A 19959-nucleotide genomic window follows, 5' to 3' on the forward strand; every position below is an offset into this window, starting at 1 on the left:
CCTAAGGACCCAATCTTATGAACACCGAAGAACTTCTTGATTACGACGATCTCGGCAACGCCCTGCGCGAAGGCCGGGCGTTGCGTCCGGCGCGGGGGTATCGCTTTCTCCTCGCGCAGGGCGATCTCAACTTCCAGTCCCGTGTGGTGAGCGATCCCGTGCCGCTCGGCCGCCAGTTGCTGGAAGCCGCGGCACTCGACCCGCGGGACGGTTACAGCCTCATCGCGATCCTGCCCTCGGGCGATTTCGAGGATGTGAGGCTCAACGAGCCGTTCGACCTGCGTGAGCGCGGCGCCGAGCGGTTCATCGCCTTCCAGACCGACCGCGACTTCAAGCTGACCCTCAACGACCACGAGCTGCTCTGGGGCAAGCCGGTCATCAGCGGCACGGTGCTCTACGGCCTCGCCAAGCCCGGCGAGGGGGAGGCCGTCTTCCTCGAGGTTCCCGGCGGTGAAGATCGCCTGATCGAGCATGGCGAGCTGATCGATCTGGTCCAGCCCGGCATCGAGCGGTTCATCACCGCGCGGCTGACGTTCGAGATCATCGTCAATTCGCGGCCGCGCACGGTGAACGCCCGCACGGTGACGTTCGAACAGATCGTCCAGCTCGCCTTCCCGGGCCAGCACGAACCCAACGTCGTCTTCTCGATGACCTATCGGCACGCGGCGTCGACGCCGCCCGCCGGTGAGCTCGGGGTTGGCGGCTCCGTCGACGTCAAGAAGAAGGGCACGGTGTTCAATGTCACGCGCACTGTTCAGTCGTAATCCGGACCTCAAGCGGCTGCGGGACGAAGGCTACTTCGTCCAGCAGCAGGGCGGGTATCTCGTTATGCGCGAGGTGCCGTATGTCGATGCGCGCCGGGAGGTGCGCATCGGCACCCTCATCTCCAGCCTCACGCTGGCCGGAGATCAGACGCGCCCGCCCGACACCCATGTCATCCACTGGGACGGCGATTTCCCGTGCCACGCCGACGGCAGGCCCATCCAGGGCATCTCGCATGCGGCCGGCGCCTTCGATCTCGGCCACGGCCTGAAGGCGACGCACAGCTTCTCCAGCAAGCCAGACGGCGGCTACTCGGACTACCACCACAAGATGACGAGCTACGCGAATATCCTCGCGGGCCCGGCCGCAGTGCTGAAGTCCGGCGCGACGCCTCGCACCTTCCGCGAACCGGAAGAGGAGGAGGACAGCGTCTTCAACTATGTCGAGACCGCCTCCGACCGTGTCGGGATCGGCGTCCTGACCGAGCGACTCGTCAACGAGCGGGTCGCCATCATCGGCGTCGGGGGGACCGGCGGCTACATCCTGGATTTCGTCGCCAAGACGCCTGTCCGGGAAATCCGGCTGTTCGACAGCGACGAGTTCCTGACCCATAACGCGTTTCGCGCGCCGGGCGCTCCGAGCCTGGAGGAATTGCGGGAAGCGCCCAAGAAGGTCGAATACCTGAAGCGCATCTACAGCCGGATGCACCGGAACATCGTGGCGCACGATGTCGCGCTCGGCGTCGACAACATTCACCTTCTCGACGGCGTCACCTTCGCGTTCCTGTCCCTCGATGCGGGTGACGCTAAGCGGCTGATCGTAGAGAAGCTCGAGGCGATCGGCGCCGCGTTCGTCGATGTTGGCATGGGGCTCGAGCTCGACGAGGGGTCGCTGGGCGGCATCCTGCGCGTCACCGCCAGTACGCCGGAGAAGCGCGATCACGCGCGGCAGCGCATTTCCTTCGTCGGCGGCGGCGCCAAGGACATCTACGCCTCCAACATCCAGGTCGCGGATCTCAACGCCCTGAATGCTGTCCTCGCGGTCGTCAAGTGGAAGAAGATTCGCGGCTTCTACCGCGACCTCGAGCGCGAGCATCACTGCACCTACACCACCGACGGCAACATGCTGATCAACGGGGATCTCGCGTGATACGGCACAAGCGACTCGAACATCGTTTCGTCGAACACATCCCTGAGCGCCTTGAGGCAGGCATTCTCTATGTTTCGATGGAATATGCCACATCAGCCCACAGCTGCTGCTGCGGTTGCGGCGAGGAGGTCGTCGCCCCCTTCACGCCGACGGACTGGAAGATGACGTTCGATGGCGAGACCGTCTCCCTTCGGCCGTCGATCGGCAATTGGACGCTGAAATGCCGGTCACACTATGTGATCGACCGCAGCAAGGTGATCGAGGCCGGCCCCTGGAGTGACGAGCAGGTCGAAGCCGAGCGTCGTCGTGACCGCGCTGCCAAAGCGCGCTTCTACGGGCAGACGCCAGCGATCGAACTTGCCGTTCAGCCCGCTCCCGTCAAGGCGGCTCCCGGCTTCTGGCGCCGCGCCTGGCGTTGGCTATCTGGCAGATCGTGACGATAGGCCCGACGGCAGGTTGCCGTCGGGCTATCCCGCTTCGGAACGCAGCGCAGCCCTAAGAGACAAATCAAGAACATCTATCAGGAGCTTACACGGTCTTCGCCGAAATCCTTGTGCAAGGAATGACCGACACACCATATATTGATGTTAGGCATGGGGCGATCTCCTAGCACGTGCGCGTCTCCACTCATGGTGGTGGGGACGTGGGCGAGCTTCTTGCGACCTCCTCCGGTGCCTGGCGAGGACAGATAGGCATCGAGAAGGAGCGTGGAGAATGGATGCTACCGAATTCAAGCCCGGCGATCTTGTGCGGGTGAAGTCAGGCGGGCCGATCATGACGGTCGAGCAGGTCGGGAAGACGGCCATGCTGGAGGAGGATGCCGTCTGGTGTGTCTGGTTCGAGAAGGTGGGCAACAAGCAGGTCGCGCGGAAAGACACGTTCGCGCCGGTCGTGCTGGAGAAGGCTGAGAAGCCACGAGCCGCGTTCTCCGTCGGCGTCGTTCGGGCGTAGCGTGGTGCCTCATGCCGTTTCGCGGCCTGTTCATCGGCATCGACCGTTATAGCTCGACCGGCATTGATGAGCTGACCTGCGCGCGTCGCGACGCGACGGCGCTGGAGGCACTGTTCTTCGACACGCTGGGCGGCAGCACAGTCTTGCTGGCAGATGCGGAGGCCACGCGGCAGCGGATTGAGGACGCATTTGCCGACCTGGCCGGCTGCGGCCCCGAGGATACGGTGGTGATCGCGTTCTCCGGCCATGGGTCGGAGACACATGAGCTCGTCACCCACGACGCGAATCCAGATGATCTCGCCGGCTCCGCGATCCCGCTCGAGCTGTTGCAGGAATGGTTCTCGCGGATACCGGCAAAGCGCCTGATCCTGTTCCTCGACTGTTGTTTTTCCGGCGGCATTGGGGCGAAGGTTCTGCACGTCGATGCGAAGCCGCGCAGCCTTTTGTCCGCCGAAGCGCGCCTGGCTCAGCTTGGCGGCGCTGGTCGGATCATCTTCACCGCCTCCGCGGCGACCGAGCCCGCCTATGAGCACCGCCGGTTCGGGCACGGCTTTCTGACCCACTTTCTGCTTGAGGCGCTATGTGGCGCCGAGGAAGTCGTGAGCGGCGGCAAGCTCTCGCTCTACCGCCTCCTCGAGCATGTCACGAGCCGCGTCCGGGCGGCCGCGCTGCAGGGCGGCAAAGAGCAGAACCCGACCATGCGCGGGAGCATCGACGGCGATGTCGCGTGGCCCGTGTTCGTGCCGGGCGCTAAGTATCGGGCGGCCTTCCCGGCGCGTCTGCCTGCCAAGGTGACGTCCGATCTTGCCAGCCTCTCGTCGGCCGGTTTCCCCGACGCGCTTGTCACCGCCTGGGCTGGAGCGATCCCGTCCTTGAATGCGCTTCAGATCTCCGCCATCACCGACTTCGGCGTGCTGGACGGCGAGAACCTGGTGGTGTCGGCCCCGACATCCTCGGGCAAGACGATGGTGGGCGAGCTCGCGGCGCTCCGGAACGTGCTGGATCGCAAACGGGCTTTGTTTCTGCTGCCGCTTAAGGCCCTTGTGGCAGACAAGCGGCGGCACTTCGAGAGCGTCTATGGCGGTTTCGGGGTCCGCACGGTGGAAGCGACGGGCGAGACGGACGACATCGCGCCTCTGCTGCGGGGCCAATACGATGTCGGTCTCCTGACCTATGAGAAGTTCGCCGCGATCGCGCTGACATTCCCTCATGTGCTGGCGCAGGTCGGCGCGATCGTGATCGACGAAGCGCAGATGATCGCCGACCGTGGCCGCGGCGCGAATCTGGAGTTCATTTTGACGCTCATCCGGATGCGCCGGCGTGAGGGGATCGAGCCCCAACTGATCGCGCTTTCGGCTGTGATCGGGGACACGAACGGCCTTGAGCAATGGCTCGGCGCGCGGCTCTTGCGGCGCACGGAGCGGCCCGTTCCGCTTGAGGAGGGCTTGTTGCTCGGCACCGGGCATTTCCGCTTTCTTGACCCGGAGAATGGCAATGAGCAGGTTGAGGGGCCGCTCGTTCGGCGTCTTGTCGGCGGCAAAGGATCCAGCCAGGATTGGATCATCCCGCTGGTGCGCAAGCTTGTGGCCGAAGGCCAGCAGGTGATCGTGTTTCGCGAAACCAAGGGCGAAGCCCGCGGCTGCGCCAACTATCTCGCAGAGTCGCTCGGATTGCCTCCGGCTGCCGAGGCGCTGACGCAGATGCCCGGCGGCGATCCCTCGCAGGCCAGCGCCGACTTGCGGAGCGCGCTGGGGCGCGGCGTCGCTTTCCACAACTCGGATCTCGACCGCGAAGAGCGGCGCGTCATCGAGGAAGAATTTCGCCGTAGCGGCTCGGGCCTGCGCGTCATCGCAGCCACGACGACGCTGGCGATGGGCGTGAACACGCCCGCGTCATCGGTCATCATCGCCGGCTTGAATCATCCCGGCGACGAGCCCTATTCGGTAGCCGAATACAAGAACCTAGTCGGTCGCGCGGGAAGGCTTGGCTTCGCCGAGAAGGGAGCTTCGTATCTGCTGGCGCTCGATCCGCGCGCCGAGCATGATCTGTGGTCGCGATACGTGACCGCGGAGCCGGAAGACTTGGTGTCCCGCTTCCTCGACGGTACAACCGACCCACGCTCCCTGATTATCCGCGTCCTAGTCGCGGCACAACGAGCGGCCGGCGAAGGCGTGCCGAGCGAGGAGATTGTCGAATTTCTGGAATCGAGCTTCGGCGCGTTCCAAGCCCGGCGCGCCCATAGCGCGTGGCAGTGGAGCCGGCCGGATCTGCTTTCGGCCCTAGCGGATTTGGAACGCCACGGCCTGGTGCAGAAGAACGCTACAGGCGCGTATGAATTGACCAAGCTGGGCCGTCTCGCTGGCGAAAGCGCGGCAGAGGTCGGGTCCATCGTCGCGCTCGTAGATTGCCTCGGCTCGCTTCAGCCCCAAGAAATCAGCGATCCCGTCCTGATTGCCGCAGCTCAAACGACGGTCGAGGTCGATCAACTCCTTTTTCCGATCAACCGAAAAAGCACGCAGAAAGAGCCTCAGCTATGGCCCAACGAGCTGCAGAGGCAGAATGTGCCGTGGCACGTCCTGAACGCGCTTCAGCGCGGGACAACAGAAGATCATCAGGCGACCCTGCGTGCGAAGAAGGCGGTCGCTTGTCTTTTGTTCGTGTCCGGTCGTGCCATGAGCGAGATCGAGCGCGTGCTGACGCAGTTCGGTGGTGCGTTTGGCGGCGCCGCCGGCCCCATACGCGCGGTCGCAGCGCGGACTTGCGATCTGATGCCGGTCGCGGCTCGCGTCGCCGAGATCCTGCACCCCACGCTCGATCTCGGTGACCGTGTGAGACGTCTGGCGATCCGGTTGACATATGGCGTGCCCAGCGCCGCCGTCGACCTCGCCCAATTCGCTGGAGCCGATTTGCTGCGGGGCGACTATTGCCGCTTGGCCGCCGCGCAGCTCTGTGAGCCCGAACAGATCGACGCCGCAACTGATGACCAAATTCTGGCATGCGTGGACAAGGACAGGCGCAAGCTTGCACTTGTCCGCGATGCGGCGAAGCGCGTTGCCAAGCGTCGGGCCGAAGCGGTGGCGCCTTCCGCCCCGATCCTTGAAGTATATGTGCCCTAAATTGCGCGCAACGGGGGCGTGAGGCGATTGCGTCAGATGCCCCCTCTGCGAGACGTTCCTGCCTCAGAAAGTCTCCAATGCTGGCGGAGCCAATGCGGCAGCGGGCGATCAAGCGGTCGAACGAGACAACGCGCCGCTACGGCTGCGCTCGGTGTGCAGGAGTGTCAGGATGGTCTGCCGGTTCGGAGCAAATGACCTGGTCGCCGATGGCGCCAAACCGAAGATCGTCGATTTCTTCAAAAAGCTTTTTCGACTGCATCGTGGGCGGCGATGAATTGCTCGCCGACCAGTGGCTGATCGCAAGCCTCAAGCTGCCAAGCGACGCTCCTCGTCCTCGGCTTCGTTCCCCGGCTCTCCAACCGCTTTGGTCAGGAAGAGGTCAAGCGCAGCTCGACGAGAATCACGATCCAATGCGTAGGCCGTCTGTTTGAATTCGATCCCCTCGAGTAGCCCTTGGATGTAACCGGAGATCGTGTCGGCGGCCATGATGAGCGCAGTGTCGAGCGTGTGAATGTATTTGCTCGTCACCGAGCCCTTGGAGTGGCCGACGAGCGCCGCGATGGTCACCTCGGTGAAACCGAGATCGTTGGCGATGCTGGCAAAGCTGTGACGCAGGACATGCGGGGTGACGCCGGCGAGCGGACTGTCGCTGAAAATCTGTTCCCAATGGTTCGGGAAGCTGCCGAACGCATGGTCCTCGCCCTGACCTGGGAAGACATAGGTGCCCGCTGCGGTCTTGCGCCGTTCCTCCAGATACTCGACGACGGGCAATCCGATTGGACGAATGGACTCACCTTCCTTGCTGTCCACCAGGCGCATGCAGCTCGCGTCGGTGTCAGCTTCGATCCACATTAGCGAGATCATTTCCGAGCGGCGGCAGCCGGTGAGCGCGATCTGCCGGATGATGTCCACGGTCATGGCGTATTTTTCGTTCGCCGCGGCATCGCGAAGCATTTGCCCGAGGGTGCGATACTCCGCCTCGGTCAGCCTACGATTCCGAACATTGTCCTTGGGCTTCTTGATGCCGTGCGCCGGATTGACCTCTATAATCCCAGCATCGACAGCGTAGGTGAGGATTCCGCCCAATAGGCCGACGGTGCGCGTGGCGGTGCCCGCGCCACCACGAACAATGGCCTTTCCTCGCAGCTTTTTCGTCTTGACGGCGACGCGCGTCTTGCCGGCCATGATGTCCTTCAAGACCTTGTTGATGTCGGCCTTGGTGAGATCCTTGACCCGGCGCGCGCCGATCAGCGGGATGATGTGCCGCTCGATACGGCCAGTGTCGGTGACGATGGTGGTGGGCTTTTTCGGTCGCCCGCCCTTACCCAGAATGAGGCCCGCGTTCAGATCAGCGGTATAGAGGGCGCAAAGCTCCTTGACCGTGATGGCCTTGTGATCGAGCTGACGTTCTTCGGAAGGGTTGTCGCCGCGCGCGACGCGCCCGAGTTGGACCTTCGCTTCTTGCCGGGCTGTCTCCGGCGTCCACACGCCATGCAGGCCGATGGTGTAGCGTCGCGTGCGTCCAACAGCGCGATATTGGATGAGGTAGCTGCGCTTGCCGGAGGCGAACACGCGGAGGCCGAAACCGGGCAGTTCGTCGTCCCAGATAAAATAGTCCTTCTCGCGAACATCGGCAGCGTCCACGATCCGCTTGGTCAGCTTTGCCATGAGGTGTTCCCCTCGCTAGTGAGGGGCTGCTTCCGCGGAAGCACCACGGAAGCAACCGGATGGATATCGGAGCGAAATTCTGGATAGACAGTTCGGCGCGGAAATACGAATTGTCTAGTATCTTCAGTTACATATCGCATTGTAGCGTGCCCTGTCGTGCATTTAGGATAGGCAGGCTAAATTGCTCCGAAGGCAGAGGCCACTGGTTCGAATCCAGTCGGGTGCACCATAAAATCAATGACTTAGCTGGTCATCGCAGTCGCCGTACGGAAAACGTACGAAAAACATCATCGGACAAAATGCGATTAGATGAACTCGCGATAAAACGAATCGTCAGGCGCAGCCGGTTGCAATTCAGATGGGGTCTGCTCTCAACACAGATCGAATACGAATTCGCGGGAGAAATTTGAGTTTTTCGGATAATAATCCGATATAGCAAGGTTAATTATCAGGTCAGAGTATCCACTCAAGCTTTTCCTACCAGAGAATTTGCGACTTTCTGGTCCGACCTGAAACAACTTCGGACCGCTGCCCTCCCATTCTGTCGTTCGACGAGCCAAGCGTTGATGCCAATGTCAGTACGCGCTTAGGATAAGCTTACGCCTGAAATACACCGGCAAGTGCCTTCGTACCAAAAGCCGTCACCCCGGACTTTGGGTGGAAAGCGCCAATCGGGAAGCGACCCATCTTCAGGAGACAGGGAATGTCCCGTCCGCGCCATCCAGAAGCGACCGGACAATCGAGTTCGGAAAGCGGCGACCGATTGTGACCGCGTAAAACGTCTCGGCCAGACCAGGAAGTGCATCCGCTTCGATAAGGGCACCCGACGCAAGCTCGTCGCGGACGGCAATCGAGGGCAGGACCGCCAGAGCAAATCCCTCACGGGCAAGCAGGCGCATCATCGCAATGTCGTCGACCTCAGCGGCGATTTGCAGTCTGACGCCCAAACGGTCGGCGAGCGCGTCGCACTCGGCACGGATGCTGTTGCCAAGGGTCGGCAAGATGATGGGATAGGCCGCGAGGAGCGTGGCGACCGAGCGCACCTTGCCGAGCAACGATGGTGATCCGATCAGACTGATGGGCTGTTCGGAAAGCTTGTGTGTGATGAACGGTGTGAGCGCGTCGCTGGCCGGCGTCTGATTGGTCAGCACCACGTCGAGCTTGAGCGATTGCAGGCCAGCCAGAAGTTCCAGCGGACTACCCGAACGCAGCACGATTTCGACGTCGCTCCGGTGGAGCAACGGCCGCAGGAAGCTGATCTGAAAGTTGCGCGAGAGTGTCGCAAGGGCACCGATTCGCACAACCTGCCGCGCCGAGCCGGTTTCACGTAGCGTGCCGAGCAATTCCTCACCCGTCGCAAAGATCGCGTCGGCATGATCGAGCGCAATCCGGCCCGCCTCGGTCAAATGGAGCTGACGCGCCCGCCGCTCGAACAGCTGATGGCCCAGCTGATTTTCCAATTTGCCGATTTGCACCGACAAGGCCGATTGCGAGACATTCAGCCGCTCGGCGGTGCGCGTCAGATTGCCATCCTGCGCGACGGCCCAGAAATAGCGCAGATGGTTGTAGTTCAGATCAGCCATATTCATTCATAAAACAGAATGATTTCGGCTAAACAATGAATTTTTTTTGCATGCCCAGTGTGCGCTAGCGCGTCATTGACGCCACCAGGCCGAGCAACCGGGGATTTTTCTTGTCCATCTTCATCCTGCCCCTCGCGGCCCCCTTACTGATGTCGATCGCCGCGCTGATGGGTTTTCTGAAGCCGTATCGACCATCAGGGGGGCTGCTAAAGGCCATCGAATTTTTCTCTGCGCTTGCCGTCGCGGCGGCCCTTGCGTGCGCGGCCCTTCTTATCGGGGCGGGGCCCGGAACCAGCGCTGTTCTCGGGTCAGACGGCTTCGGCTTGTCCGCACGGCTCGACGGTGTGAGTGCGGCGATGCTGCTGCTCGTGACGTTCATCGGCTGGATCGTGGTGCGGTTTTCGGTGGTCTATCTCGATGGGGAAGCACGCCAGGGCGCTTTCATGGCCTGGCTGTGTCTTACGCTGGCCGCGGTTATGCTGCTCGTCATCGCCGGGTCGCTGGTGCAACTGGTCGCGGCGTGGATGGCGGTCAGCTTCTGCATCCACCGATTGCTGCTATTCTATCCCGATCGGGTCGCGGCACAGCGGGCCGCGCGCAAGAAGCTTGTATCGGCGCGCCTCGCCAACCTCTCGTTGGTCGCGGCGGCCGGCTTGCTGGCGATCGCATACCGGACGAGCGATATTGCGACGATCCTGGACGCCGCCCGTGGTGGCCAAGGCGGTGGCGTGGCGCTGGCGGCGGCCGGGCTGCTGGCGGTCGCGGCGGTGCTCAAGTCCGCGCAGTTTCCGCTGCATGGCTGGCTGACGGAAGTGATGGAAGCGCCCACGCCGGTCTCGGCACTGCTCCATGCCGGCGTGATCAATGCCGGGGGGTTCCTGCTGATCCGCTTTGCCGATGTCATGCTGCTCGCACCGGCCGTGCTGGCGGTGCTGGTGATGATCGGCGGGTTCACCGCGCTGTTCGGCGGGCTGGTCATGCTGACCCAGCCGGCCGTCAAGACCTCGCTTGCCTGGTCGACCGTCGCGCAGATGGGGTTCATGATCATGCAATGCGGGCTCGCTTTGTTTCCGCTCGCTTTGCTCCACATCCTCGCGCACTCGCTCTACAAAGCGCATTCGTTTCTTTCCTCGGGTGGCGCGGTCGAGCGGGTTGCCGCGCTCCGCCGCCCGGGATCTGTGGCAATCCCCAATGCCAAGGCGGTCGGTCGCGCCTTTATTGCAGCACTCGCGGCCTATGCCGGGATCGCGCTGGCGTTCGAGTTTCAGGCGCCATCGGTGCAGGGGACCGCGCTCGGCGCGATCCTGATCTTTGGCGTCGCCTATCTGCTCGCCCAGGGGCTGGCCGATGCCGCGCCGCACGCCTTGACGCGGCGCATGGCAGCCTATTCGCTCGCCGCATCGCTTGGCTATTTCACATTGCACGCTTTGGCGAACTGGCTGACGGCGGGCACGTTGCCCGCCACGCCCGCGCCGGGTCCGCTGGAATGGACGCTGATCGTGCTCGGCGTCCTGAGCTTCGGCGTCGTCGCCATCGCGCAAGCGATGTTCCCGCTATGGGCGTATCACCCGGCGGCAGCGGGCCTTCGCGTCCACCTCTCAAATGGCCTGTATGTCAATGCCTTGCTCGATCGCCTGCTCGGCGGCTGGACAGTGCGGCAGTCGCATTGAGCCGGCCGACATTCCTTCGGAGACATTCCCAATGCTGCCCCATGGTGACCCCCTAATCCTGACAAGCGACGCGCTCCATGCCGCTGCCGACGCTGCTGCGCTGGCCGTTCCCCCGGTCTGGCCGCTGGCTTCCAGCGTCGCGGTAAATCCGTATCTCGGACAGGCCGACCGTGATCTTGCCGAGACCGCAGCGTTGCTCGGGCGGGTTGCGGGAACGCCGGTGACGATGCCACGCGGCTGGTATCGCGATCAAATCGCCAGGGGCGTGGTTTCCGACGCCGATCTGACAGCGGCATGGGAAAACACCCGCTCTCCACAGCGCCCGCCTTCGGTGGCGGCGCTCAAATTGGCCCTTGAGCAGCCGAGCGCCGAACTCGTGCCCTTGCCGACGATCGCCGATCTGGCGGCGAATGCGGCAGGAATCGATTGGCCTGGCGTCCTTGCCGAGCGCTTCGGTGCCTGGGCCGGGGGCTATTTCGATCAAGGTCAAGCGCTGTGGGCTGCACCGCGCGGCCAGAGCCCCTATGCCGCCTGGCGAGCCGTCGCGACGCATGACCTCACGCCGGAGATCGTCGGGCTGCGCGGTTTTGCCGCCTTTGTAGCGGATGCGCACGGCAATGCCGCTGACGCCATCGCGCGAGCCGCGAGGCGGCTCGGCCTGACCCAGCCCGCGCTCCAAACCTATTTCCACCGGCTGCTGATCACTTTGGGCGGATGGGCACAATATGCGCGGTTCCACCGGTGGCAAGCCGAGCTTGCCGGGCGCGACGACGACACGATGACCAGTTTTCTGGCGATCCGCCTGCTCTGGGAAGAGGCGCTGTTCGTGCAATATGAGGCGACGATCGGCGCAGAATGGGCCGAGACGATTGCGGCCTTTGCCCAGCCGATCGCGCCATCCGAGGCGCAGATAGTCGATGCGATCCTGCAGGAAGCGTGTGAGCGCGCGGCGCACCGTGCCTTAGCGGAGATACTCGCAAGTGCGCCGGTCAATCACTGCTCCATGCCGCCCGTGCTGCAAGCGGCGTTCTGCATTGACGTCCGCTCCGAGGTCTATCGCCGCGCGCTTGAATCGATGGACCCGCGCATCCAGACGCTTGGCGCTGCCGGCTTTTTCGGCATGACCGCGTCGCACCGGCGCTTTGGTTCGGATGTCGCTGAACACCGGCTGCCGGTGCTGCTGAAGGCCGGGCTGACTTCACGATCAGGCGGCGATGCCGATCAGGCGGCCGATCGTTCGCTGCGCTACCGTGAGCGGGCAACGCGGGCGTGGGGGCGATTTAAGCTGGCCGCTGTATCCTCATTCGCGTTCGTGGAGGCGACCGGGCCCGCCTACATCGTCAAACTCGTGCGCGATGCTTTGGGCCTCCATCCAAATGGCGTGCCCAACGATCCGGTCCCCCAGCCTGATCCCGCGATTGATCTGCCGACGCGGATTGCGATGGCGACGTCGATCCTGCGCGCTACCGCGTTGACCGAAACCTTCGCGCCGCTGGTCCTGCTGGTCGGCCATGGTGCCAATGTCGTCAACAATCCGCATGCGAGCGGCCTGAATTGCGGCGCCTGCGGTGGCTATTCGGGTGAGGTCAACGCGCGGCTGCTGGCCGGATTGCTCAATGATCCAGCCGTGCGTAACGGGCTGGCGGGCGAGGGTATCGTCGTCCCCGAAGAGACGCTCTTCATCGCCGGGCTGCACGATACGACGACTGACCGGGTTTTCCTCTATGGTCAGGACCATTCCGCCCCAGCGCATGCGGCCGATATCGCCCGTGCCGAAGCCTGGCTGTCGGCGGCGGGGATGATTGCCCGCACCGAACGCGCGCTGCGTCTGCCCCGCGTCCGCAGCGGGGCGCATATTGCGCGGCGCAGCCGTGACTGGGCCGAGACCCGGCCCGAATGGGCGCTGGCCGGATGTAAGGCGTTCATCGCCGCGCCGCGCCGCCGCACCTCCGGCAAAAACCTGAACGGTCGCGCATTTCTGCATGAGTATGACTGGCGGCAGGATACGGGCTTCGGCGTGCTCGACCTGATCATGACCGCGCCGGTTGTCGTCGCCAGTTGGATCAGCTTGCAATATTATGGATCGGCAGTCGCGCCCGCGCTGTTCGGCGGCGGCAACAAGCTGCTCCACAACGTCATCGGCGGCATCGGCGTGGTCGAGGGCAATGGTGGTATGCTGCGGGCTGGTCTGCCTTGGCAATCGGTGCATGACGGTGTTGCCTTGGCCCATGAGCCGCTGCGGCTCAGCGTCTGCATCGAAGCGCCGCGCGAGGCGATGACCGCCATTCTCGCCCGGCACCCTGGCGTCCGAGCGCTGTTCGACAACGCGTGGCTGCATTTGTTCGCGCTCGACGACGCGGGTCGGATGGCCTGGCGCTACCATGGCAATCTGCGCTGGGTGCCGATGATCGAGAGTGAGGTCAGCGCCCCGGTGGCAGAATTGGTTGCCTGAACCATGCGGATCGCTACGCTATATGGGGGCGCCGAGCAGGCCGTGCTCGCGACGATGCGCGGAGCCAGCCTTCCGCAATATGGGGTGCGCAACCCATGATCCCGCGCGTGACCCCGTTTGCACGGCAGGAGCCCGAAATCCTCCGGTCACGCGCCAATGCACGGATAGCGTGGGTGCTGAACCATCCCCATATGAGCGATTGGCTGAAAGCAGCTTTGCGATCCGCCCAGGCGCTGGACCCGATCGCGATTCAGAATGACATTGAAATACTCCGCCACCTGATCACGTTGCGTGTAAATGCCGAGGTCGAGCTCGCATTGAGCCGCTCCTCGACCGGCGAGTGCCCGATGTCGCCTGAGGCTGATTGAAAGGCGGCGATCAATTTGTGCCTATGACAACACTGTTAAAGTTCGGACCATTTCATGCCGCGCTCGCCTGGGGAATCGAAGCGTTCGTATCAACCAGCGTTTGGAGGCAAGAACTGCGGCAGGTGGGTTGAATGGCCGGATTCGGCGCGCGTCCGCGTTCTGGAAATGCCGTGCTTTGGGCATGGCCGCCATTTCTACAGCTCCGTGGCTTCCGGGCATTTTGGCAAATGCAATGGTGAACAGGTTTTGAGAAAGCGGCTTCCTGGATCGCCGCTGGGGGTAACCCGCAACCCGGCTTTTCGCTCAGCGCTCCCAATCGGGAAGGTCGGAAATCGCAGATCACGGTCAACAATTTGAGTGCCACATCGTCGCGCCATCGGTATGCAGGTAGATATGCATCGGACTAGCAGCTGACATGGCACAACAGGCCGATTTCTCTCCCACACGGGACCGTCATCTACGTCTCGTCGCCGATAGCCCGATCCCCTCGGTGATCAGCGATCCGCGGTTGCCCGATAATCCAATCGTCGCGTGCAACGACGCGTTTTGTGAGCTCACCGGATATCCGGTCGAGGATGTTGTTGGACGCAACTGCCGCTTCCTTTCGGGGCCAGCGACCGAGCCGTGGCTGACCGAGGAGATCCGGCGTGGCGTGCGCGAGCATTGTCCGGTGCTCGTTGAGATCTTGAATTACAAGCGCAACGGGCAACCGTTTCGCAATGCCGTCCTGGTCGCGCCAATCTACGATGAGAATGACGCGCTGCTCTATTTCCTCGGATCGCAGATCGAGATCGATTCTGCTGCGGCGACGCCGTCGAGCATGCGGCGCATTCGCGCCGCCGAGATGGTCAAGGCACTGTCGCCACGGCAGAGTCAGGTGCTCAAGCTCGTCGCGAATGGCCTGCTGAACAAGCAGATCGCAGCGGAGCTCAATTTGGCGGAAAAGACCGTCAAGATGCATCGCGCCATTCTCATGAACCGACTCGATCTGCACACAACCGCGGACCTCATCCGCCTTGCCGTCGAGGCTGGCCTGTAACGGCTAAGGATCTCGCTACGGCACAAAGCCCGTATCGCTGAAAAAACGACTCCGGCCTACGTATCCAATGTCGCCACAGCGGCGTTGCCGCACGCCTTCCGCCATTCGGCGTGCGGTCGGGCCAACCCTCACCCATCTGGTGCTGCTGTGGCGACATATTCGGGGAGATATCGGTCCGTCGCAACAGTTTGGCGACATCCCGCATGCTCCCTGCCCGGTACAACCGTGCCGCGGATCATTGCGACGGAGATTTCGATGGATATCGTCACGCCCTTCCAATTCTCGCTCGTCTACAACGCGTTTTCCTTCACCTTCGCGGCGATGGGGGCCGCCACCGCCTTCCTCTGGCTCAGTCGCGCACAGGTCGCGCCGGCCTATCGGACTGCGCTCACCATTTCGGGGCTGGTCACCGGCATCGCGGCCTATCATTACTTCCGCATCTTCGAGAGCTGGAACGCCGCCTATACCTTCAAGGATGGCGTGGTCACCGCGACGGGTTTTGCGTTCAACGACGCCTATCGCTATGTCGACTGGCTGCTGACCGTGCCCTTGCTGCTCATCGAACTGGTGCTCGTGATGCGACTGTCGCGTGAGGAGACGTCGTCCAAGGCGATCCGCCTCGGCTCGGCCGCCGCGCTGATGATCGTGCTCGGCTATCCGGGCGAAATCGCCAGCGACATTCCGACGCGCGCGATCTGGGGTACGCTGTCGGCGATCCCGTTCCTCTACATCGTGTGGGAATTGTTCAGCGGCCTCGGCGCTTCGATCAAGCAACAGCCTGCGGGTGCACAGGAGCTCGTCCGCAAGGCGCGCTTGCTGACCTTCGCGTCATGGGGCTTCTACCCGATCGTTTACATGGCACCCTATGCCAGGCTGACCGGTGGGACCGCGACCACGACGATCCAGATCGGCTATACGATCGCCGACATCGTCGCCAAGGCCGGGCTCGGGATCCTGATTTTCCTGATCGCGCTCCGCAAATCCGAAGCTGAAACTGACGGGCATAAGGGCTACGCCGCCTGATATCATGACCGCGCTTACCTATCACCGTAGGCCGCTGCACCGCCGTGCTCCTGTGGAGCGCGGCGATGTCGTTTATCCGGCCTATTGGATCGCCGCTGGCGCGCTGATCGTGGCGGCGCTGTTCCGAGTGCCGCTGGGCCAACCGGCGGCGGTGGCGGCAGCGACGATCGTCTTCATCGGCGGCGGGCTGCCGCACGGTGCCTATGACATCGCGCTGTTGCGGCGTTCGGTCGCGCTGGGCCGAGCGGGCGTCGGGCTCGCCGTCGGCGGATATGCCGCAACAGCGTTGCTGATGGTGGTGCTATGGATGACCGTGCCGTTGGTGGCACTGGTGCTGTTTCTGGCGGTCGCCGCAGTGCATTTCGGCGAGGATTGGCTGATGCTCGAAGAGCCGCTGCTGCGTTTCGCAGCGGGGGTTGCGGTGATCGCAGCGGCCACGATCGGCCATCCCGCCGAGGTGTCGGCGCTGTTCGTCGGGATGAGCGATCCGCGCGCTGCGGTGATCGCCCGGATCATCATAGCCGCAGCGCCGGTTGCGTTACTGGTCACCGCAGTCGGAATTGCCGCCGCGTGGCGGGACGGGAGCCGACACTGGGCCGCAGCGATGGCGCTGTGCTTCGCGCTGCTGCTGGTCCTGCCACCGGTCGCGGGGTTCGCGCTGTTCTTCGTCTTCCTGCATTCTCCGCGGCATCTGGCGCAGACCCGCACCCTGTTGCGCGACCTGACGCTCGGCCGATGGCTCGGCAGCGGTGCGCTGCTGTCGGGCCTCGCCATCCTCGGCTGGTGGGCGATACGATCGTTAGCACCGTCGACCTTCGCGCCAATATTTGTGGCTCAGGCGTTTCAACTGCTGGCATCGGTCGCGGTGCCGCATTTGCTGCTCTCGCACTGGCTCGAAGGACGGCTCCGCGCCGTTGCTTCCTTTGAAGAAAAGACCCTCACAGTATGACGCGTCGCACTGCTATCGTGATCGGCTCGGGCATTGGCGGCATCGCTTGTGCAATCCGCCTCCAGAGCCTCGGCTTCGACACACGCATCGTCGAGCAGCTCGATGATGTCGGGGGCCGCGCCTATGTCCGGCGTGCCGAAGGGTTCACCTTCGACATGGGGCCGACGGTGCTGACCGTGCCGCATTTCATCGAGGAATTGTTCTCGCTCGAGCGCGATGTGGCAATGCTGACCGCGCCCGATTTTCCAGACGACGTGCTGGGCGATGGCCAGCGGATCGTGTCGGGCATCAGCGGCGGCCCCCACACCAGCCGCTATCTCGACATCGTGCCGGTGCTGCCGTTTTACCGCATCTATTTCGACGACGGCACCTTCTTCGATTACGACGCCGATCCGGTGAACGTCCGTGCCCAGATCATGCGGCTCGCACCCGAGGATCTCGACGGCTACGACCGCTTTCACGAGGCGGCGCGCGCGATCTTCCAGCGCGGTTTCCTTGAGCTCGGCTATACCTATTTCGGCAGCCTTGGCGCGATGCTCAAGGTCGTGCCAGACCTGTTGAAACTCGGCGCGGTTCAGCCGCTCTTCTCGCTCATCAGCAAATATTTCAAGAGCGACAAGATGCGGCAGGTGTTCAGCTTCGAGCCGCTCCTGATCGGCGGCAATCCACTCAAGGTGCCCGCCATCTATGCGATGATCCACTTTGTCGAGAAGACCTGGGGCGTGCATTATGCAATGGGCGGCACCGGCGCCCTGGTGAAGGCGCTGGTCGTCAAGTTCGAGGAATTGGGCGGAACCGTGCAGTTGAACGCCAAGGTGGCGCGGATCGACGTCGCGAAGCGCGGCCGCAAGCGCGTCGCGACGGGCGTCACGCTCGCCGGCGGCGAGACGCTGGCGGCCGATCTCGTCGTGTCGAACGGCGATTATGCGACGACCTATCTCAAGCTGATCGACAAGCCGCACCGGCGGATCAACCGCGACGCGGTGGTCAAGTTCCGCAAGCAGAGCATGTCGCTGATGGTGATCTATTTCGGCTATGCGATGCGCGACGGCGATCCCGATCTGCGGCACCACAACATCATCCTCGGGCCGCGCTACGAGGAGCTGCTGACCGATATCTTCGAGCGCAAGATCCTCGCCGAGGACTTTTCGCAATATCTGCATATCCCGACGCTGACCGATCCGAGCCTCGCGCCGCCGGGGCACCATGCCGCCTATACGCTGATCCCGGTGCCCAACACGCTCGGCGAGGTCGATTGGGACGCGGTCGGCGAGGGGTTCGCGCAGAAGGTGCTGACCTTCCTCGACGAGCGCGGCTACATTCCGGACCTGCGCGAACGGCTGGTCTATCGCAGCTTCGTCACGCCCGACTATTTCGAGCAGGTGCTCGGCGCCTATGCCGGCAACGGCTTCGGGGTCGAGCCGCGGCTGACGCAGACCGCGTTCTTCCGCCCGCACAATCGCAGCGAGGACGTCACCAACCTCTACCTCGTCGGCCAGGGGACGCAGCCAGGCGGCGGAACGCCGTCGGTGATGATGTCCGCCAAAATGACCGCGCGCGAAATCGCGCGCGATCATGCCATCGATCCGCACATCGTCGCAGGGATGCCCGGCTAGCGATCGACCGCGAGGATTCGCTCGGCGAGGATTTGCCCGGACAGTCAGGCGCTTTCGATGCGCGGTGCCAGCAGCCAGTCGCCGACCGCGCCGATCCGCATCGCCTCGTTCCACAGCGCGCCGTGTTGCGTGGCCTTGGCGCGCGCGTAGCGCCAGCGATGGCCGATCTTCACGACGGGCGTTGGAAGCGCGTGCGCCGCGTGCGCGGCAAACGCCCCGAGCAGCGCCTCGACCACGCTGGCCTCGTCGTCCTCGAGATGATCGCGCGACCAGTCTGGCGTAGCCTGGATAACCCAGGATTCGATCCCACTCCGGCCGGGTTTGGCGCTGTTGCGCGCCGCCCAACCGATAATGCCCGCATCGCGAAGAATGTCCTTGGCGATCGCGATCCGGTCGCCGAAGCCCAGCATTGCCGTCCAGCATGGCGCGGACGGGCAGGCTTGCGCCATCGCCGCCATTGCCGGGTCGTGTGCAACCAGCAAGGGTGCGGCTTGCTCGGCAGGGGTTGCGACGATCACTGCGTCCAATGGTTCGTCGGAAACGGGATCGAGGAACCAGGTGCCATCGATACGGCGAAGGGCGTCGACACGGGCATTCGCCTCGACAGCCAAAGCTTGGGCCATCGCTTTCACGACGGCGTTCATTCCAGGAGTTCCCACCCAGGCATCGTCACCCGCGCTTGGCCAGGGTGCCACGATGCCGGACGCGTCCCATTGCGCCACCGTCGATGCAAAATGCGGATCGCGCGCTGTGAAATATTGCGCGCCATGGTCGAATGAGACGGCGCCGACGGGCGATGCAATGTGCCGGGTCGCCATTCGCCCGCCAACGCCGCGTCCCTTGTCGAAGACCTTGACGGTATGCCCGGCCGCCTGGAGCCGCTGTGCGCAGGAAAGCCCCGCGATCCCCGCGCCGACAATGCCGATGCTCATTCTGCGGGTCATATGGGGTCCAGTCGAGCTCGATGGCGATCGTGCCAGCGACCCGGGGGCTTCGCTCCCCCAGGTCGCTGGTCGAGAGGATCAGCCCTTGGGCAGAAGCACGGTGTCGATCACGTGAATCACGCCGTTTGTGCAGTCAATGTCGGCGGTCACCACCTTGGCACCATCGACCGTGACGCCGTCGGTACCATCGACATGAACCGTCGCGCCACCGGCGGTGGTCGGGTTGAGCACCTGGCCCGCAACATCCGCTGCCATCACTTTGCCCGGGAGGACGTGCAGCAGCAGGATCGCGGTGAGTTTCTCCTTGTTTTCGGGCTTCACCAGATCGTCGACGGTGCCGGCGGGTAACGCAGCGAACGCATCGTCGGACGGCGCGAACACGGTGAACGGTCCGTCGCCCTTCAGCGTATCGACCAGGCCTGCCGCCGTAACGGCTGCGACCAAGGTATTGAAGGAACCTGCGGCGACGGCGGTATCGACGATGTCATGGGTCGTATCGGTCATGTCTGTTCCTCGAGTTGGGCAGGGTTCAGGCCGGAGCGAACGGTTTCAAGGGGCCTGAAATGGGCGAATCCTGCAAGCGCTGCTTCGCCCACGCAGCTGCCCTCGCATTGCCCCACCTTGTCCTCAATACGGGCTTTGAACCATCTTGCGCTTGATTGAGCCCCG

Annotated in this window: 16 protein-coding genes; 12 read left to right on the top strand and 4 right to left on the bottom strand. The window is 63.5% G+C overall.

The window, feature by feature from the left end:
* Positions 1-17: 17 nt before the first annotated feature.
* From H4W01_RS15140 to H4W01_RS15160, 5 genes are all read left to right on the top strand, one after another.
* Positions 18-764, top strand: a complete 747-nt coding sequence (locus tag H4W01_RS15140; protein ID WP_006023608.1) for a multiubiquitin domain-containing protein — start codon at positions 18-20, stop codon at positions 762-764.
* On the top strand, positions 739-1911 hold the full coding sequence (locus H4W01_RS15145; RefSeq protein WP_006023607.1) for a ThiF family adenylyltransferase: 1173 nt from the start codon (positions 739-741) through the stop codon (positions 1909-1911). Before H4W01_RS15140 ends, H4W01_RS15145 begins: the two co-directional genes overlap by 26 nt.
* The gene (locus tag H4W01_RS15150) at positions 1908-2348 is read left to right on the top strand and encodes a DUF6527 family protein (protein WP_006023606.1); all 441 of its coding nucleotides are present in this window, start codon (positions 1908-1910) and stop codon (positions 2346-2348) included. Before H4W01_RS15145 ends, H4W01_RS15150 begins: the two co-directional genes overlap by 4 nt.
* 277 nt (positions 2349-2625) lie before the next feature.
* Positions 2626-2862 (top strand): DUF2158 domain-containing protein, encoded by a 237-nt coding sequence (locus H4W01_RS15155; RefSeq protein WP_006023605.1) that lies wholly within the window; start codon positions 2626-2628, stop codon positions 2860-2862.
* 11 nt (positions 2863-2873) lie between these two features.
* Positions 2874-5978 carry a DEAD/DEAH box helicase gene (locus H4W01_RS15160; protein ID WP_006023604.1) on the top strand — a complete coding sequence of 1035 codons (3105 nt, stop codon included), beginning with the start codon at positions 2874-2876 and terminating at the stop codon, positions 5976-5978.
* Positions 5979-6284: 306 nt separating this feature from the next.
* On the opposite strand, the gene H4W01_RS15165 is transcribed toward H4W01_RS15160, so the two are convergent.
* Positions 6285-7646, bottom strand: a complete 1362-nt coding sequence (locus tag H4W01_RS15165; RefSeq protein WP_006023603.1) for a tyrosine-type recombinase/integrase — start codon at positions 7644-7646, stop codon at positions 6285-6287.
* A 689-nt stretch (positions 7647-8335) separates the two neighbouring features.
* The gene (locus tag H4W01_RS15170) at positions 8336-9229 is read right to left on the bottom strand and encodes a LysR family transcriptional regulator (protein ID WP_209612059.1); all 894 of its coding nucleotides are present in this window, start codon (positions 9227-9229) and stop codon (positions 8336-8338) included.
* A 110-nt stretch (positions 9230-9339) separates the two neighbouring features.
* Here H4W01_RS15170 and H4W01_RS15175 point away from each other — a divergent pair, with 110 nt between their 5' ends.
* The 7 genes from H4W01_RS15175 to crtI all read left to right on the top strand — a co-directional run bounded on the left by H4W01_RS15175 (position 9340) and on the right by crtI (position 18346).
* The gene (locus tag H4W01_RS15175; protein WP_334685295.1) at positions 9340-10899 is read left to right on the top strand and encodes a proton-conducting transporter transmembrane domain-containing protein; all 1560 of its coding nucleotides are present in this window, start codon (positions 9340-9342) and stop codon (positions 10897-10899) included.
* Positions 10900-10930: 31 nt separating this feature from the next.
* Positions 10931-13351, top strand: a complete 2421-nt coding sequence (locus H4W01_RS15180; protein ID WP_209612062.1) for a YbcC family protein — start codon at positions 10931-10933, stop codon at positions 13349-13351.
* 95 nt (positions 13352-13446) lie between these two features.
* Positions 13447-13719: a hypothetical protein gene (locus H4W01_RS15185; protein WP_209612064.1), complete on the top strand. Its 273-nt coding sequence runs from the start codon at positions 13447-13449 to the stop codon at positions 13717-13719.
* Positions 13720-14134: 415 nt separating this feature from the next.
* The gene (locus H4W01_RS15190) at positions 14135-14758 is read left to right on the top strand and encodes a LuxR C-terminal-related transcriptional regulator (RefSeq protein WP_209612066.1); all 624 of its coding nucleotides are present in this window, start codon (positions 14135-14137) and stop codon (positions 14756-14758) included.
* 255 nt (positions 14759-15013) lie between these two features.
* Positions 15014-15781, top strand: coding sequence for a bacteriorhodopsin-like (locus H4W01_RS15195; RefSeq protein WP_209612069.1), 768 nt, complete (start codon positions 15014-15016; stop codon positions 15779-15781).
* Between the two features lie 4 nt (positions 15782-15785).
* Complete coding sequence (locus tag H4W01_RS15200; RefSeq protein ID WP_209612071.1) at positions 15786-16730, top strand: Brp/Blh family beta-carotene 15,15'-dioxygenase; 945 nt, start codon at positions 15786-15788, stop codon at positions 16728-16730.
* Positions 16727-18346, top strand: coding sequence for a phytoene desaturase family protein (crtI, locus tag H4W01_RS15205; RefSeq protein ID WP_209612074.1), 1620 nt, complete (start codon positions 16727-16729; stop codon positions 18344-18346). The genes H4W01_RS15200 and crtI overlap by 4 nt, the downstream gene beginning before the upstream one ends.
* A gap of 44 nt (positions 18347-18390) precedes the next feature.
* Here the strand turns inward: crtI and H4W01_RS15210 are convergent, their stop codons facing one another.
* Together H4W01_RS15210 and H4W01_RS15215 are read right to left on the bottom strand one after the other, a co-directional pair.
* A complete protein-coding gene (locus H4W01_RS15210; RefSeq protein ID WP_209612076.1) occupies positions 18391-19278 on the bottom strand; it encodes an NAD(P)/FAD-dependent oxidoreductase in 888 nt (295 codons plus the stop codon).
* 90 nt (positions 19279-19368) lie between these two features.
* Positions 19369-19794: a fasciclin domain-containing protein gene (locus H4W01_RS15215; RefSeq protein WP_209612078.1), complete on the bottom strand. Its 426-nt coding sequence runs from the start codon at positions 19792-19794 to the stop codon at positions 19369-19371.
* Positions 19795-19959: the final 165 nt, after the last annotated feature.

The organism is Sphingomonas sp. PL20 (assembly GCF_017875905.1).
Taxonomy (GTDB): Bacteria; Pseudomonadota; Alphaproteobacteria; order Sphingomonadales; family Sphingomonadaceae; genus Sphingomonas; species Sphingomonas echinoides.